Here is a 16282-nt window from a genome sequence, read left to right as displayed (position 1 = left end):
TATTTGTCCGCGCTCAATTATGCTAAGATGGGAGTAGCTCATGAATGGATCCTCCTGTACGAATGGGTGTTGTGGTGACTTCCATTTTACACGAATCCATCCATGGGCTCCTTTATTTTTATCTGTCGCACTTCATATTACAATCTGTCAAATGAAAACCCAGTTTGACCAAGACGCGTTCTAACGGAACGGTTGAAGGAGCGAGCCCGTCTATTGGATGACATTAAAACTGGTATACAGTGTGGCACCGCCCCGTACACCATCAGAGATATTTCTTATTCATAGTCAGAAAAGGCAAAAACCCAATAACCACAAGATTTTTGAACCGCCACAATTACCGAAAACGCAGAAAAGACACCTAACACGGTGTCTTTTCTGATGGTATTGGTGGAGGCGAGGGGAGTCGAACCCCTGTCCGAAGATAACGCCACACAGGCTTCTACGGGTGTAGTCACGGTACTGTTGTCACCCGAGCGACCGCCCCGTAACCGGCTTTCGCAAGGGTCAGCCTGATTGTCTTCTTCCGCTAGCCCCAGGCGGAGACCAGACGGCGTAGCCCACTAAGGTTGAGCCCTTATCCCGCCACATGGGCGATGGAGGGTAAGAGCACGCGAGCAGTTTTTTAGGCTGCTACAGCGTAGGAAGTACGTTGGTTGCCATTTAATTGGCCTTAGCGTTGATGAAGCGGACGCGTCCCCGCTACCCGCAACCCATGCTCGAACTATCCCCGTCGAATCCAAAAACGCCCCCAAAATCAAAATCGGAAGGCACGATCCGACCGGTTCGGCTGAACACGGATCGTTCGTTCCTGATACCATTATACCACGCACGCGCCCCGAAGGTTGCAGGGAACGCCCGGGAACGGTGCTGCCGAATTCCCGAATTGCCGGGATCACCGCACCCACGGCCGCCCGCACGGCATTACCGCGCGATCTTCTGCTTCTCCCGCAGCGCCCGCTGGATATCCCGCTGGGCGTCGCGCTTCGCCGCGGCCTCGCGCTTGTCGTACTGCTTCTTGCCCTTCGCCAGGCCGATCAACAGCTTCGCAAAGCCGTTGCGCGTGTAAATCTTCAGCGGCACCAGCGTGTACCCTTCCTGCTTCACGAGCCCGAACAGCTTGTGGATCTGCGCCTTGTGCAGCAGCAGCTTCCGCGCCCGGGTCGGGTCGCTCGGGTTGAACCGGTTGCCCTGCTCGAACGGACTGACATGCATGTTGTGGATGAACATCTCGCCGCCCCGGATCGTCGCGAACGCATCGTTGATGTTGACCTTGCCCTGCCGGATCGACTTGATCTCCGTGCCGGTCAGCACGATGCCCGCTTCATACGTCTCCTCGATGAAATAGTCGTGCGACGCCTTCTTGTTCTGCGCCAGCGGCTTCTCATCGTGTTTCGACTTCGCCATGTTCACCCACCTCCCGCATGCGGCTCCACTCGATCAGACGACTATTATAGCAAGATCCGCTCCGCAGTTCAAGCCGGTCCCCTGTCAGAAAAATCACCCGCCGCACCCCGGCTTTCCCGCCAAAAATGCGACGCCCCGGCCGCCCCCGGCGGCCGGGGCTCACAAAACCGCAAACCCCTACCGTTTCCGCTTCCGCGTCGTTCCCGCGGAAGCTTTCTTCTTGCGGCCCTTGCCGCCCGGGCCGCCGTTCCCCGAGGCGGCGCGCTTCGCCGCGCGCTGCCGGCGCGGCCCGCCGGCGCCCGCCTCGCCCGCGGCGCCGGAGCTGCCGGTCACCGGCAGCCCCCACATGTCCACGCGGACCACGGCCGGTTCCGCGTCTCCGCCGCGCCCGCCTTTGCGGCCGCGCCCCCCGCGGCCGCCTTCCTCGCCGCGGCGTCTGCCGCGCTCCGCCTTGCGGCCGCCCTCGCTCCGGCGCGGCGCCGCCGCTCGCGGCTTCATGTCGACCATCGCGAAGTCGATCTGATGCTCCTCCATGTTGACGCGCTCGACGCGGACGCGCACCTCGTCGCCGATCCGGTAAATCTTCGACGTCCGCTCGCCGATCAGCGCCATATGCTCCTCATGGAAATGATAATAGTCATCGGTCAGATCGCTGAGCCGGATCAGACCTTCGACCGTATTCTCAAGCTCCACGAACATGCCGAAGCTCGTCACACTGCTGATGATGCCGTCGAATTCCTCGCCGATCTTGTCCAACATGAACTCGCATTTCTTGAGCTGCTCCGTGTCCCGCTCCGCCTCGACCGCGACGCGCTCGCGCTCGGACGACTGCCGGGCGATGTCCGGCAGCTTCGCCGCCAGCTCGTCGATCCGCTTCGCGGAGAGCGTCCCGCCGCTCGTCAGCACCTCGCGGATGATCCGGTGAATGACGAGGTCCGGATAGCGCCGGATCGGCGACGTGAAGTGCGTATAGAACTCTGCCGCCAGCCCGAAGTGCCCGAGGCTGTCCGCCTCGTACCGCGCCTGCTTCATCGAGCGCAGCATCATCGTCGCGATGACCGTCTCTTCCTTCGTGCCGCGGATCGCTTCGAGCAGATCCTGCAGCGCGCGCGGATGCACCTTGTTCCCTTTGCCCTTCACGATATAGCCGAAATTCGCCACGAACCGGACGAAGTTCAGCAGCTTCTCCGCGTCCGGATCTTCGTGGATCCGGTACAGGAACGGCACCTTCAGCCAATAGAAATGCTCCGCCACCGTCTCGTTCGCCGCCAGCATGAACTCCTCGATGATCATCTCGGCGATCGAGCGCTCGCGCTTCACGATATCGACCGGCTTGCCGTTCTCGTCGACGATGATCTTCGACTCCTGGAAGTCGAAGTCGATGGCGCCGCGCTTCATCCGCTTGTCGCGCAGCTTCAGCGCCAGCTCCTCCATCAGCTTGAACATGTCGATGAGGCCGGCGTACCGCTCCTTCAGCTCGGGATCGTCGTCGACCAATATTTTGCGCACATTCGTGTAGGTCATCCGCTCCGTCGTCCGAATGACGCTCGGGAAAATATCATGCCGCACCACCCGCAGCGTCTCCGCTTCGAACTCCATCTCGCACGACAGCGTCAGCCGGTCGACCTGCGGGTTGAGCGAACAGATCCCGTTCGACAGCCGGTGCGGCAGCATCGGAATGACCCGGTCGACGAGATAGACGCTGGTGCCGCGGCGGTATGCCTCCTGGTCGAGCGCCGAATTTTCTTTGACATAGTACCCGACGTCCGCGATATGGACCCCGAGCAGATAGTTGCCGTTCGGCAGCCGCTCGACGCACACCGCGTCGTCCAGGTCCTTCGCGTCCTCGCCGTCGATCGTGACGATCGTCTTTGGTCTCAGATCGCGCCGTCCCTGGGCGGCGATCTCCTCCTCGGAGATCCGGTCCGGCACCGCCTCGGCCTCGGCCATCACCTCGTCCGGGAAGCTTTCCGGCAGCTGGTGCTTGCGGATGATCGACAGAATGTCGACGCCGGGATCGTCCTTGTGGCCGAGAATCTCGATGATCTCGCCCGTCGCCGCCGAGCGCCCTTCGGGATACGTCACGATGCGGGCGACGACCTTCTGCCCCGTCACCGCGCCGTTGAACCCTTCCTGCGGGATGAACAGGTCGCGGTTGATCCTTTTGTCATCCGGAATGACGAAGCCGAACGATTCGTGATGCTCGAACGTGCCGACGATCTGCGTGATCGCCCGCTGCACGACGCGAACGACTTCGCCTTCCAGGCGGCCGCCCGCGCTGCTCTTCGACGTCACGCGCGCCAGCACGATGTCGCCGTTCATCGCGCTTTTCAGATCGTTCGCGTGAATGTACACGTCCGGATGATCCGGCTCGTCCGGGATCAGGAACGCGAACCCTTTCGGATGCGCCTGCACCCGCCCGCGCAGCAGATTCATCCGCTCCGGCACGCCGTAGCGGTTGTTGCGGGTCCGGTAGATTTTTCCTTCTTCTTCCAGTTCGTTCAGCAGCTTGAGGAACGTCTTGAATTCCTCCGCGCCCTCCAGCCCGAACGATTGCTCCAATTCCTGTACGGTCATCGGCTTGTACGCCAGTTCCCGCATGAAATCAAGCAGCTGTTTTTCCGTTACCAATTGCGGTTCACCTCATGTCTGGCCGGACCTCTATGAATCCGCCGTGCAGAACTGTGATAGATTCCCATATCGCATATAGTATATACGAAAATCCACCCGCGCATCCGTCCGGCCGACACCGCAAGACCCGGCTCCATTTCCCTGTGCTTAACAAAAAAACGGGCAGTTTGCCCGTTTCCCTCGTCGCTTATTCCATGAAATATGCAACCGCCAGCGCCAGCAGGAAGAAACCGACCGCAAGGCCGACCGTGACGCGTTGCAGGAACAGATCCAGACCGCGCGCCTTCTGCTTGCCGAACAGATGCTCCGCGCCGCCCGTGATCGCCCCGGACAGCCCGGCGCTCTTCCCCTTCTGGAGCAGGACGACACCGATCAATCCGAGCGAGAAAATGATGAGCAAAATTTTGAAGAAGACTTCCACGCTTCCACCTCCCGAACAGAGGGTACGTAAACACAGTATTGATATTGTACCATATCGCCCGGTCTGTTACAAGCGTCGGCACAAAATATAACAGGCCCGGCAGCTTCCCGCCGCGGGCCCGCACAAATCCCATCACAGCACGCCGTGTTTCTTGAAAAACTCGAGGCTGATCGCCGCGCTCTCGAACGGCGACGACTTGAACTGCTCCTGCTCGACGATGATCGTGTTCACGCCGGCCGCCAGCGCCGCCGGCAGCACCTGGTCGTACCCGACGCTGCCGTAGCCGATCTCCGTGTCCTCCCGGCCCTGCACGAAGTCCTTGAAATGCGCGATCGGCACGCGTCCCTTGTAGCGCTCCAGGTAATCCGCCGGTTTGTACCCGCCGACATGCACCCAGCCGAGGTCGAACTCGGCGATGAGCCGGTCCGCCGGAATGCGCTCAAGCAGGTGGTCCATGATCGTCTTGCCGCCGACTTGCTTGAACTCGAAATCGTGGTTATGGTAACCGTATTTCAGGCCGGCCGCCGTCACGAGCTGCGACGCCTTGTCGATCTTCTCGATGAACGATTCGAGATCCGTTTCCGTCGGCGTCTCCGGGAACGGCGCCCACGGCGTGATCACATATTCGAGGCCGAGCTCGAGCGCGTACTCGATCTGTTGCTTCAGATCCGATTCGAGCTTGTCCGGCTCCTGGAAATTGAGCGGGATATGCGCGGACGGCGCCTTCAGCCCGTTGTCATCGAGCACCTTGCGCACTTCCTTCGCCGAATGGCCGAAGAAGCCCGCGAATTCGACCGCCTGATAGCCGATTTCGGCAACCTTCTTCAGCGTGCCGAGCAGATCGTCCTTCGTCACGTCGCGGAACGTATACAGTTGAATGCCGATTACCGGTTTCGTCATGCCTGCCACCACCATTGACTGGAATTGTTGCGAAGCCGCGCCTCCTGCCGGCCGATGCCGCCGCCGCGCCGCTTCAAGCGCTTTCGTCCCTATTATACCCCTTGGGCCGGCGGCACACAGGTACAGATTTGGGGAAAACCTTTCGCGATTTTGGCGCATTCGGCGGGCTCGAGGTGGAACTTGCGCTTGACGGCGGAACCTTTTTCCTTCATATTCAAGCCAAAAAGGAACCGCAAGGAGGCACGCATCATGTTCGAACGACCGACCGCAAGCGACTGCCCGCCCGCGCCGTGGAAATATGTCCAGCTCGTGCCGGAGGGCGATCTGTTGGAGATCTATGAGCGCCAGCGCGAAGAGACGAAGGCGCTCCTGTCCGGCCTGACGGACGAGCAGGCGGACTTCCGCTACGCCGAAGGCAAATGGTCGATCCGCCAGGTCGTCGGCCATTTCACGGATAACGAGCGCGTCTGGATGTACCGGCTGCTGCGCATCGCGCGGAACGACCCGCAGGAGCTGCCCGGGTACGATGAGCAGATTTTTGCCCAGCACGCGCCGCACGAGCGGATGCCGCTGGACGCGATCATCGCGGAGTACGATGCCGTCCGCGCGGCGTCGCTGACGCTGCTCCGCCATCTGCCGGCGGAAGCGTGGCACCGCGCCGGCTCGTTCGCCGGCGGCCGGCTGACCGCTCTCGCCGCCGCCTGCGTCAGCATCGGCCACGAGATGCATCACATCCGAATCATCAAGGAACGATACCTCAGCCGTTTCTGACCCCGAATGGGATGATGCCGCATCCACAGCCAAGCCCGCCTCCGGGAACTTTCCCGCGGCGGGCTTGCTTGTCATGATTCAAACAGGATGTGGATGAAATTCATAATCAACTGCGCACCCTCCGCCCGCGTCAACCGGCCTTGCGGGTCGAAGCGATCCGGAGCTTTGCCGATCATGAGACCGAGCTCCCCGGCTTTCGCGACGGCATCCAGCGCCCACGGGCTGATCTGATCGGCATCCTCATACGCAGGCCGGGAAGCTGCCGGGATCTCGCCGAACCGTTGCTCATAAGCCCTTACGAACATCACGGCCGCTTGTTCACGGGTGATCGTCTCATCCGGACCGAAGAGCTCCCGGCTCTTGCCGCTCACTATCCCCGCTTCGAATGCGGCGGCAACGGCTTCCGCATACCATCTTCCCGCCTCCACGTCCTGGAAAGGCCCGTCGCCCGAAGCCTCAAGCTTGAGCGCCCTTGCGAGGATCGCGGCGAGCTGTGCCCGCGTCATCTCCTCCCGGGGCGAGAACGATCCGTCCGGCATCCCGTTCATCAGATGCTTGGCGCTTGCGGCGCGGATCGCCTTGTAAGCCCAGTGCGACGCTGCGACATCGCGGTACGAGCGTTCATATTCCAGCTTGACGTATCGCCCTGTCCGGTCAGCCTCCGCGGTCAGCACGCCGTCTCGCCATTCGCCGCCCGCATATGCCGGCCGGCCATCCTCCGTGACCCGGTAGATCCCGAGGAGATCCGGGTCGGCGTCGTCCGGTCCCGACGTGGACAGCACCACGGGAGCCGGGAGTGCGGCCAATTCCTCCGCCTCATCCCCCTTCAGCCGATAAACGGCGAATGCAAACGCCGGTCCGGCAGGACGAATGACGACCGAACCGCCCGATCCGAGATCGGCATCGGCTAATAGCGCCTCCATCTCCTCCTCCGGGACGGTGCTCAGGCGGATCTCGAACTGGAGATCATCCTGATCGTCCTGCACGCCGGCCCACGCCTTCAGACGCTCGCGGTCCAGCTCCAGACGCCAATCGCCGTATTGCAGGACGAGCGAATCGCCGCCCAATGCGCTGGCCAGCTTCCCGGGGATGCGAATCGTATCTTGTTCGGGGGGAAGTACCACGATGCGCTTGCCGTCCTCCGCTTCCGGCAGCCGGTCCGGATCGATGACCGTCGGCTGCGGGCCGCTGCTGCCGCCTCCCGGCAGATAACCGATGCCGCCTCCCCGCGGCAAACCCCCGCCGCTTGGCGGAACCTCGACCGTGAGATACTTCGGACCGGGCAGCAGATGGCCCTCGAGATCCTTGAGCCGGAACAGGATGAGATGGATCTCGTCCGCATTCGGATCCGGGTTTTCCAGCGCCAGCTTGAGCTGCCGGCCTTCCTCGTCCCAGGTCGTTGTCCATGCGGGCTGATCCATGCCGATGCCGAATTCCCGCGTATCGAGCGCGTCATCGAAGGTGATGACGATGGCCGCGGAACCCGAATCGCGGACGAACTCCGCCTTCTCGATCCCCACCTTGAAGTCGCTCGGTTTCGGCTGCGGAGCGTCGGGACGGACGATCTCCCCGCCGTTCAACAGAGCCTGCTTCTCTGCCAGGTTGTCGGGAATTTCGGGCCATACCGCGGCCGGTCCGTTGTTGAACCGCTCCACATTCCAGCTGATCGGCTGCGTGAACAAGCTTGCCCCTTCTTTCCCGTTGTTGAGCGCGGAAGCGTAGATGTTGCCGAACGACAGTTCGAACGTGAAGCCTTGTATCGGCACAAATTTCAGATTGCGGATATGGAACGTCTTCGACGCATCCCAGCCTTCACCGGCGATCCGCGCGAACAGCTTGTCGTGGAACTGAATCCCGTATTCCAGCAGCGTCGTTTCTTCTTCTTTGAAACGCTCCGGCGTGAAGCTCAAGGTAACCGGCTTCCCGTCCACCAGGATGACCGGCGGATCCTGCTTGTCGTTCGCCAGCCGGCTCGAGAAGCCGATCAGCCGGTTCTCCTCGCCCTCATCGCCTTTGGAAGTCGCATGCCGCAGGGCGTCCGCCAGGCTGACCGCGGAGAAGAACACGCTTTTGTTCGCCTTCTCGTCTCCCGCGGTTCTGAGCTCGTATCGCCCATACGGCGTCTCGTCCCCTGTCAGCCGGAAGACGAAGGTGCCCTCTCCTTCGGAGACGCCGTGGATCTGCCGCTTGTCCGGCAAGACCAGCACAACCGACGGCGCGTCCGAATGCGCTTCGATCACCGCGGGATGGCCGGCCAGGATGGTCTCCTGCCGGGTCCACAGCGTATATTTGCCCGGATGCGACCAGGGCAGATACGAGCTGTTGATATCGAAGGGATGCGAAGTCATCGCGCTCACATTCGCATAATCGCGGGCAGGGTAGGAGATGTTCCCCAGCGTGTCTTCACCGGTCGGGAACAGATCTTGCAGGTGGAGCGTCTGGTCTTCCGGTCCTTGCTTGAATTCCCGGTCCATGATCGCGATCATGAACGGCACATCCCGGTTATAGAATTGATGATCGCTTTGCCGCGCCCGGATCGCGATATTGTAGCGCTCCCTGTCATTGGCGCCGACGAACTCGTACACCTCGGCCGCGGCCTGGATCGCCGCGACCGCCCCTTCGTTCCCCAGCCAGTGCGCGTCGATGCCGGTCGTGGCGAAGAACGGCCGGGGCGCGACCAGCGCGATGATATCGCTCGAGTCGAACGGGAGGCGATTGTCCTTGTTGACGAAATGCCCGGCCGTCTCCGGGAACCAGCTGGTGCCGCCGCCGTAGGAGACCGTCGGAATCTCGGTCTTGCCGTAGACGCGGTCGGCCTTCGGATAGACGTTGAAGTTGAAGATCTTGCCTTCCACCTTGTACCGGTAGCTTTGGATGCCGGACCCGCCCGGTTCGCTTGCCACCACAATGCCGATCCTGTCGTCAAAGGCGGCGGCGAAGATCGCGGATTTGCCGTAACGGGAATGCCCGGTGACCAGCGTCCTGGCCGGATCGATTCCCAGTTCCGCGCCCCAGGTCGATTCCGGATCATACGCCGTCGGTCTTTCCAGGGCCGTGATGATCTGGCTGACCGCCCAGCCCCACGCCATCAACGCTCCGGAAGCGTATTCATATTCATCTTTATTGTAAGGATACAGCCGGGTATAGACCCCGTCGCGGTTGGGTGTCGAGGATTGACTGTCGGCATAGATATCCGTCGGGTTAAACCGGACATAGCCGTAGCCTTGCTGATTCAGCACCTGAACCTGCGCGGCGGAGAGGGTCCGCCCGATATCCATCACAACGGGCACGGCAGCGTTCGGATCTCCCCAGGCTAGCCGTCTCTGATCGTGGTCGGGAAGATCCAGGTAGATCCTGAACTTCTCCTGAACCTTCGTCTCCTCGCGTCGGATATTCACATAATAATACGTGGCCGGCCGCTCAAGCCCCGGAGGCTCCGTGATCGGTCCCGTATGATCCACCAGTCTCGCATAAGCGGTCGTTCCGAAGGACGTATAAGGAACGGCATATCCCGCATTCCACAGTTCGATTGCCAGATCCTCCGCTTCCTCTTCGTTGCGCGCCGGACCCGCGCTCGCGATGACATCGCCCGGCCCGTTGTCCTTAATCTCCCGAACCTCGACCGTTTCCGTCAACAGCCGTTCGGCAAGCTTCCGGAATTCTTCGCCGAGATTGTAGCGGGTGGCCGTGAAGTAAGGCGGCCAATCGAATCCCAGGACAATGTCATTCGGCTCAACGGTGTGATAGGTCGCGCCGGTCACGCTCTCCCCGGGCGTTTCCCAGCGATAGCCGAGCCAGTAACGTTGAACCAGATCGCGGATTTCTGCTCTGCGGTGTTCCCATTCCCGCGGCGTGGTCACCAGCCCGTCTCCGTCCGGATCATTGCGTTTGTCGAAAAACTGAAAAGGATTCGGGATGGTATCCATTTCCGGCAATTGATCTACTCCTTTGTAACCTTGCCATATTTCATCGGCCGATGCTAGTATAGAGCTCGGAAACAGCGAGCAGAACACAAGAAAAGCGCAGATCCATGACAGCTTTTTTGAAAGCGGATTCATCCCTTCCTCTGCCTCCTTGATTGATTTGCAGCTGCTTGGATCATTATGGAATCTTCCGATCAGGGGAACAATGGAAATTTTCTGAATGGTTTGTACATTTCGCTTATTTTTGCGGGGAGGACGTGAGATGGATGAGCAGCGTAAACTTTGATGCGATGTTTCCGGACATCCAATATTTCGTCTACCGGAAATGCACCAAAGACTGGCGCATTGCGGAATCCCGCATCTGCTTCATCGATCTGACGTATGTCCTGGACGGGGAAGCGACCTACTATGTGAACGGCGAGGCCTACCGGGTGAAGCAAGGGGATTTCATCTGCATTCCCAAGGGGAGTCTGCGGAAAGCCCATATCCATAGCGCCAACCCGATGACGGCCTATGCGGTCAATCTGACGATTCATGAGTTTGCGAGCCAACGGGAGGTGGCATTGCCTTTCCCCGTTCTCAGTCATATCGGCTATCACAGCGAATTGGAGCACCTGTTCCGCAAACTCAATGACGAATGGACGAACAAGGCGGACGGCTTCCAGTTCAAGGTGCGCGGGCTGATGCTGTGGATCTTGTCCGATCTGTTCCGGATGCTCGTGTACGAGCATCACGCGATGAACTGGCATCCGGCCGTCCAGAGAACGATGCAGTACATCCAGCTGCACTATCACCAACCGGTGAAGGCGGCCCAGATCGCGCACAGCGTCGGACTGAACGCCTCCTATCTGAGCGGATTGTTCAAGAAATGCGTCGGGCAGACGTTGTACAGCTACATCAACCATTACCGGGTGAACCAGGCCGAAAATTTGCTGCTCAGCGGGGAGTTCTCCGTGACGGAAGCCGCGGAATTGTGCGGTTTCAAAGACGTCTACCATTTCAGCAAATTGTTCAAGAAAATCAAAGGTTATCCGCCGTCCCGGGTCAAACAAACGCCAAGCCCGCCTGCAGAGCTACCCTCTGCGGCGGGCTTGATGGATGCCGGGCGGCGATCCGTCACCCGGACGCGTCTTCTTACTTGAAGTTCTTCAGGTTGTAGAACGCCGACTTGCCGGCATAGATCGCGGTGGCGCCGAGCTGATCCTCGATGCGGAGCAGCTGGTTGTACTTCGCGACGCGGTCCGTGCGGGACGGTGCGCCCGTCTTGATCTGACCGGCGTTCGTCGCGACCGCGATGTCCGCGATCGTGCTGTCTTCGCTCTCGCCGGAACGGTGCGAGATGACCGCCGTGTAGCTTGCGCGCTTCGCCATCTCGATCGCGTCGAACGTCTCGGTGAGCGAGCCGATCTGGTTCACCTTGACGAGGATCGAGTTGCCGACGCCCTTCTCGATGCCTTGCGACAGGCGGGCGGTGTTCGTCACGAACAGGTCGTCGCCGACGAGCTGCACGCGGCCGCCGAGACGATCCGTCAGCAGCTTCCAGCCGTCCCAGTCGTCCTCGGAGCAGCCGTCCTCGATCGTGATGATCGGGTATTTGCTCACCCAGGACTCGAGCAGGTCGACGAACTCCGCGGACGTGAACGACTTGCCTTCGCCTTCGAGGTGATACTTGCCGTCCTTGAAGAACTCGGTGGATGCGATGTCCATGCCGAGGTACACGTCAACGCCCGGCTTGTAGCCTGCACGCTCGATCGCGGCGATGATCGTCTCCAGCGCCTCTTCGTTCGAGCCGAGGTTCGGCGCGAAGCCGCCTTCGTCGCCGACAGCCGTGTTCAGGCCTTTCTCCTTCAGCACGGCCTTCAGGTTGTGGAACACTTCGGCGCCGATGCGCAGCGCTTCGCGGAAGCTGGACGCGCCGACCGGCAGCACCATGAACTCCTGCACGTCGACGTTGTTGTCGGCATGCGCGCCGCCGTTCAGAATGTTCATCATCGGCACCGGCAGCGTCTTCGCGTTGAAACCGCCGAGGTACGTGTACAGCGGCACGTTCAGCGCGTCGGCAGCGGCGCGGGCGACGGCCATCGACACGGCGAGAATCGCGTTCGCGCCGAGCTTGCCCTTGTTCGGCGTGCCGTCGAGCTCGATCATCTTCCGGTCGATCGCCACTTGATCGAGCGCGTCGAGGCCGATGATCTCCGGCGCGATGATCGTGTTCACGTTCTCGACCGCTTTCAGGACGCCTTTGCCCAGGTAACGGCTCTTGTCGCCGTCGCGCAGCTCGACCGCTTCATAAGCGCCGGTCGACGCGCCGGACGGCACGATCGCGCGGCCTTTGCCGCCCGATTCGAGGGCGATTTCCACTTCAACGGTCGGATTCCCGCGGGAATCGAGCACTTCGCGTGCATAGACATCGGTAATCATCGTCATGGAACTGCAGCACTCCTTCTGGCTTGAAAATAAACTTCCGAACTTCCACTTCCAACGTCCCGTGCGGCCGCCGCACAGGCTCGTCCCTGACATGCGGCGGGCCGTCCGGGCAGCCGTCTGGCTCCCCGAACGGCCGCAGCTGTCAGCACCCTGTTTAGCCGCATCTTTCCCTATTCGACATCCGGCCAACCCTTCCTGCCGTTTTCAGGCGGTGCGGGCGGTCTTTATTTGCGGATCAGCGACTTGCCGGTCATCTCCGCGGGCTGCGGCAGCTCCAGCAGTTCGAGCATCGTCGGCGCGATGTCGGCCAGAATGCCGTCGTCGCGCAGCGCAAGCCCCTGCTTCGTCACGATGAACGGCACCGGGTTCGTCGTGTGCGCCGTGTGCGGGCGGCCGTTCTCGTCGATGATGACGTCCGCGTTGCCGTGGTCGGCCGTGATGATGCAGACGCCGCCTTGCGCGAGCACCGCTTCGACGACGCGGCCGAGGCATTCGTCCGTCGCCTCGACGGCCTTGATCGTCGGTTCGAGCATGCCCGAATGGCCGACCATGTCCGGGTTCGCGAAGTTCAGGATGATCGCGTCATGGACGCCCGATTCGATCTCGGCGACCGCCGCGTCGGCCACTTCGTAGGCGCTCATTTCCGGCTTCAGGTCGTACGTGGCAACCTTCGGCGACGGGATGAGCACCCGTTTCTCGCCCGGAAGCTCGATATCGCGTCCGCCGCTGAAGAAGAACGTCACGTGCGGATACTTCTCGGTCTCGGCGATGCGCAGCTGCTTCTTCCCGTGCTGGACGAGCACTTCGCCGAGCGTATTGTCGAGGCTCTTCGGCGCGTAGGCGACATAGCCGCCCACCGTCTCGCTGAACAGCGTCATGCAGACGAAATGGAGGTTCCTCGGGAACTTCTCGCCCCGGTCGAAGCCGCGGAAATCGTCGTTCGTGAACACCTGCGAGAGCTGGATGGCCCGGTCCGGACGGAAGTTGAAGAAAATGACCGCATCTTCCGATTCCACCAGCCCGACCGGCTCCCCGGCGTCATCGACGATGACCGTCGGCACGACGAACTCGTCCAGAACGGACTGCTCGTACGAATCGACGAGCGCCTGGATCGGATCGCGGTACTTCGGACCTTCGCCGTACACCATCGCGCGGTACGACTTCTCCACGCGGTCCCACCGCTTGTCGCGGTCCATCGCGTAGTAGCGGCCCTGCACCGTTGCGATCTTGCCGACGCCGAGCTCCGCGATCTTCGCCTGCAGCGCCTCGATATAGCGCTTCGCACTGTCCGGCGCCACGTCCCGGCCGTCCAGGAACGCGTGGACGTACACTTCGGCGAGGCCCTCGCGCTTCGCCAGCTCGAGCAGCGCGAACAGGTGGTCGATGTGGCTGTGCACGCCGCCGTCGGACAAGAGGCCGTACAGATGCAGCTTCCTGCCCTTCTCCTTCGCGTGGCGGACGGCGCCGAGCAGCGTCTCGTTCCGGAAGAACTCGCCTTCGCGGATCGACTTCGAGATCCGCGTCAGATCCTGATAGACGATCCGGCCGGCGCCGATGTTCAGATGGCCGACCTCGGAGTTGCCCATCTGCCCGTCGGGCAGGCCGACCGCTTCGCCGAAGGCGGTCAGCGTCGTATGCGGATACGCCGCCCAGTACTTGTCGAAGTTCGGCTTCTTCGCCTGCGCGACCGCGTTGCCTTTCGTCTCTTCGCGGAGCGCGAAGCCGTCCAGGATGATCAGGGCGACAGGTTTCGGCGCCGCCATGTCAGACCGCCCCCTCGATCAGCTTGATGTAGGAGGCCGGTTCGAGGCTGGCGCCGCCGACCAGCGCGCCGTCGATGTTCGGCCGGCTCAGGAACTCCCGGACATTGTCGGGCTTCACGCTGCCGCCGTATTGGATGCGGATCTTGTCCGCCGCTTCGCCGAACAGGCCGCGCACGACGCCGCGGATGTAGGCGATGACGTCTTCCGCGTCGTCCGCCGTCGACGACTTGCCGGTGCCGATCGCCCAGATCGGCTCGTAGGCGATGACCGCCTGCGCCGCCTGCGCCGCGGTGAGGCCTTTGAGCGCGGCTTCCGTCTGCGTCTTGCAGACGTCCTTCGTCTTGCCTGCCTCGCGCTCTTCCAGCTTCTCGCCGACGCAGATGATCGGCGTCAGGCCGTGCTTGAACGCGGCGTGCACTTTCTTGTTCACGATCTCGTCCGTCTCCGCGAAGTACGCCCGGCGTTCGGAGTGGCCGAGGATGACGTATTTCACGCCGAGTTCCTTCAGCATCGGTCCGCTGATTTCGCCCGTGAACGCGCCGCTGTCTTCAAAGTGCATGTTCTGCGCGCCGATCGCGATCGTCGTGCCGGCGGCCGCCTTGACGAGCGCGGGCAGGTTCGTGAACGGCGCGCAGATGACGCTCTCCACGCCCGGCCGTTCCGCCTTGCCCTTCACTTCCGCGAAGAACGCTTCGGCCTCGGAGACTGTTTTGAACATTTTCCAGTTGCCTGCGATGATCGGTGTCCGCATGTTCCAGCCTCCCTCTTACTTGTCGTTCAACGCTTCGACGCCCGGCAGTTTCTTGCCTTCCATGAATTCGAGCGACGCGCCGCCGCCGGTCGAGATGTGGTCCATCTTGTCCTTGAGGCCAAACTTCTCGACCGCTGCCGCGGAGTCGCCGCCGCCGATGACCGTATAGGCGCTCGTGGCCGCGCACGCTTCGGCGATCGCCCGCGTGCCGTGCGAGAACGGCTCGATCTCGAACACGCCCATCGGTCCGTTCCAGACGACCAGCTTCGAGTTCTTGATGATGTCCGCGTAGATCTCGCGCGTCTTCGGCCCGATGTCGATGCCTTCATGATCGGCCGGGATGCCTTCGTTCATGATGTCGACGACCTTCGTCTTCGCGTTGGCGCTGAATTCATCGGTGATGACGATGTCGACCGGCAGGCGGAAGTTCTTGCCGAGCTCCTTCGCCTTCTGCATGAAGCCGAGCACCGCGTCCAGCTTGCTCTCGTCAAGCAGCGATTTGCCGATCTCGACGCCCTGCGCCTTGAAGAACGTGTACGACAGGCCGCCGCCGATGATGATGTTGTCCGCGATCTCGATCATTTTGTTGATGACGTCGATCTTGTCCTTCACCTTCGAGCCGCCGATGATGGCCGTGAACGGACGGTCCGGGTTGTTCAGCGCTTTGCCGAGCACCTCGAGTTCCTTCTCCATCAGCAGGCCGGACACGGCGGGCAGATGGTGCGCGATGCCTTCCGTGGACGCATGGGCGCGGTGCGCGGCGCCGAACGCGTCGTTCACGTACAGGTCGGCCAGCTCGGCGAGCGCCTTCGCCAGCTCCGGATCGTTCTTCTCTTCGCCCGGGTGGAAGCGGACGTTTTCCAGCAGCAGGATGTCGCCGTTGTTCATTTGGGCGATTTGCGCTTTCACCGCTTCGCCGATCGAATCGTCGGCCTTGGCGACCGGCTTGCCGCCGAGCAGTTCGCTCAGCCGCTTGGCCTGCAGATTGAGGCGCAGCTCTTCAACCACTTGCCCTTTCGGCCGGCCCATGTGGCTCGCCAGAATCACTTTCGCGCCCCGCTCGACCAGGTATTGGATCGTCGGCAGCGTCTCCCGGATCCGGGTATCGTCCGTAATGGCTCCGTTCTCGACCGGCACGTTGAAGTCGACGCGCACGAATACGCGCTTGCCGGCGACGTCTACATCTCTGACGCTCTTTTTGCTCATGAAGGCTCCTCCTCGTAATTGCCCCGCAGGGCGTCTCCTATACGCGCGCCAAGAGGAGACAGCAGCTGCTGCTCCTCTTGAACCG

At 61.6% G+C, this 16282-nt stretch carries 11 protein-coding genes and 1 other RNA gene; 2 read left to right on the top strand and 10 right to left on the bottom strand.

The features are described from left to right. Positions 1–385 precede the first annotated feature (385 nt). The 5 genes from ssrA to C6W55_RS16555 form a co-directional block, all read right to left on the bottom strand. Positions 386–750: a transfer-messenger RNA gene (gene ssrA, locus C6W55_RS16575) on the bottom strand. A gap of 171 nt (positions 751–921) precedes the next feature. Continuing rightward, positions 922–1404 carry an SsrA-binding protein SmpB gene (gene smpB, locus C6W55_RS16570; protein ID WP_286893921.1) on the bottom strand — a complete coding sequence of 161 codons (483 nt, stop codon included), beginning with the start codon at positions 1402–1404 and terminating at the stop codon, positions 922–924. Positions 1405–1581: 177 nt separating this feature from the next. Then, on the bottom strand, positions 1582–4035 hold the full coding sequence (rnr, locus tag C6W55_RS16565; protein ID WP_286893919.1) for a ribonuclease R: 2454 nt from the start codon (positions 4033–4035) through the stop codon (positions 1582–1584). A 187-nt stretch (positions 4036–4222) separates the two neighbouring features. After that, a complete protein-coding gene (gene secG, locus C6W55_RS16560) occupies positions 4223–4456 on the bottom strand; it encodes a preprotein translocase subunit SecG (RefSeq protein ID WP_213484897.1) in 234 nt (77 codons plus the stop codon). A gap of 132 nt (positions 4457–4588) precedes the next feature. After that, positions 4589–5356: a sugar phosphate isomerase/epimerase family protein gene (locus C6W55_RS16555; RefSeq protein ID WP_286893916.1), complete on the bottom strand. Its 768-nt coding sequence runs from the start codon at positions 5354–5356 to the stop codon at positions 4589–4591. A gap of 249 nt (positions 5357–5605) precedes the next feature. On the opposite strand from C6W55_RS16555, the gene C6W55_RS16550 reads away from it, so the two are divergent. After that, positions 5606–6127: a DinB family protein gene (locus tag C6W55_RS16550; protein ID WP_286893915.1), complete on the top strand. Its 522-nt coding sequence runs from the start codon at positions 5606–5608 to the stop codon at positions 6125–6127. A gap of 71 nt (positions 6128–6198) precedes the next feature. On the opposite strand, the gene C6W55_RS16545 is transcribed toward C6W55_RS16550, so the two are convergent. Then, entirely contained in the window at positions 6199–10053 is a 3855-nt protein-coding gene (locus tag C6W55_RS16545) for an S-layer homology domain-containing protein (RefSeq protein ID WP_286893925.1), read from the bottom strand. A 263-nt stretch (positions 10054–10316) separates the two neighbouring features. Between C6W55_RS16545 and C6W55_RS16540 the strand changes: the two genes are divergently transcribed. Next, positions 10317–11192, top strand: coding sequence for a helix-turn-helix domain-containing protein (locus C6W55_RS16540; protein WP_286893914.1), 876 nt, complete (start codon positions 10317–10319; stop codon positions 11190–11192). On the opposite strand, the gene eno is transcribed toward C6W55_RS16540, so the two are convergent. From eno to C6W55_RS16520, 4 genes are all read right to left on the bottom strand, one after another. After that, a complete protein-coding gene (gene eno / locus C6W55_RS16535) occupies positions 11185–12477 on the bottom strand; it encodes a phosphopyruvate hydratase (RefSeq protein WP_213484901.1) in 1293 nt (430 codons plus the stop codon). The two genes, C6W55_RS16540 and eno, sit on opposite strands and share 8 nt — an antisense overlap. A gap of 224 nt (positions 12478–12701) precedes the next feature. After that, entirely contained in the window at positions 12702–14240 is a 1539-nt protein-coding gene (gene gpmI, locus C6W55_RS16530) for a 2,3-bisphosphoglycerate-independent phosphoglycerate mutase (protein WP_286893911.1), read from the bottom strand. A 1-nt stretch (position 14241) separates the two neighbouring features. Beyond that, a complete protein-coding gene (gene tpiA / locus C6W55_RS16525; RefSeq protein WP_286893910.1) occupies positions 14242–14991 on the bottom strand; it encodes a triose-phosphate isomerase in 750 nt (249 codons plus the stop codon). Between the two features lie 15 nt (positions 14992–15006). Further along, positions 15007–16197, bottom strand: a complete 1191-nt coding sequence (locus C6W55_RS16520; RefSeq protein WP_286893909.1) for a phosphoglycerate kinase — start codon at positions 16195–16197, stop codon at positions 15007–15009. Between the last annotated feature and the right edge of the window lie 85 nt (positions 16198–16282).

The sequence above is a fragment of the Thermobacillus sp. genome, from assembly GCF_003390775.1.
Classification (GTDB): Bacteria; Bacillota; Bacilli; order Paenibacillales; family Paenibacillaceae; genus Thermobacillus; species Thermobacillus xylanilyticus.
This window is presented reverse-complemented; position numbering and strand designations above follow the sequence as displayed.

Excerpts from the sequence above, each read along its gene's own strand:
- C6W55_RS16520 (WP_286893909.1), bottom strand. The coding sequence starts at position 16,197 with ATGAGCAAAAAGAGCGTCAGAGATGTAGACGTCGCCGGCAAGCGCGTA.
- gpmI (WP_286893911.1), bottom strand. The coding sequence starts at position 14,240 with ATGGCGGCGCCGAAACCTGTCGCCCTGATCATCCTGGACGGCTTCGCG.
- smpB (WP_286893921.1), bottom strand. The coding sequence starts at position 1,404 with ATGGCGAAGTCGAAACACGATGAGAAGCCGCTGGCGCAGAACAAGAAG.
- C6W55_RS16555 (WP_286893916.1), bottom strand. The coding sequence starts at position 5,356 with ATGACGAAACCGGTAATCGGCATTCAACTGTATACGTTCCGCGACGTG.
- C6W55_RS16550 (WP_286893915.1), top strand. The coding sequence starts at position 5,606 with ATGTTCGAACGACCGACCGCAAGCGACTGCCCGCCCGCGCCGTGGAAA.
- tpiA (WP_286893910.1), bottom strand. The coding sequence starts at position 14,991 with ATGCGGACACCGATCATCGCAGGCAACTGGAAAATGTTCAAAACAGTC.
- C6W55_RS16545 (WP_286893925.1), bottom strand. The coding sequence starts at position 10,053 with ATGGATACCATCCCGAATCCTTTTCAGTTTTTCGACAAACGCAATGAT.
- eno (WP_213484901.1), bottom strand. The coding sequence starts at position 12,477 with ATGACGATGATTACCGATGTCTATGCACGCGAAGTGCTCGATTCCCGC.
- C6W55_RS16540 (WP_286893914.1), top strand. The coding sequence starts at position 10,317 with ATGAGCAGCGTAAACTTTGATGCGATGTTTCCGGACATCCAATATTTC.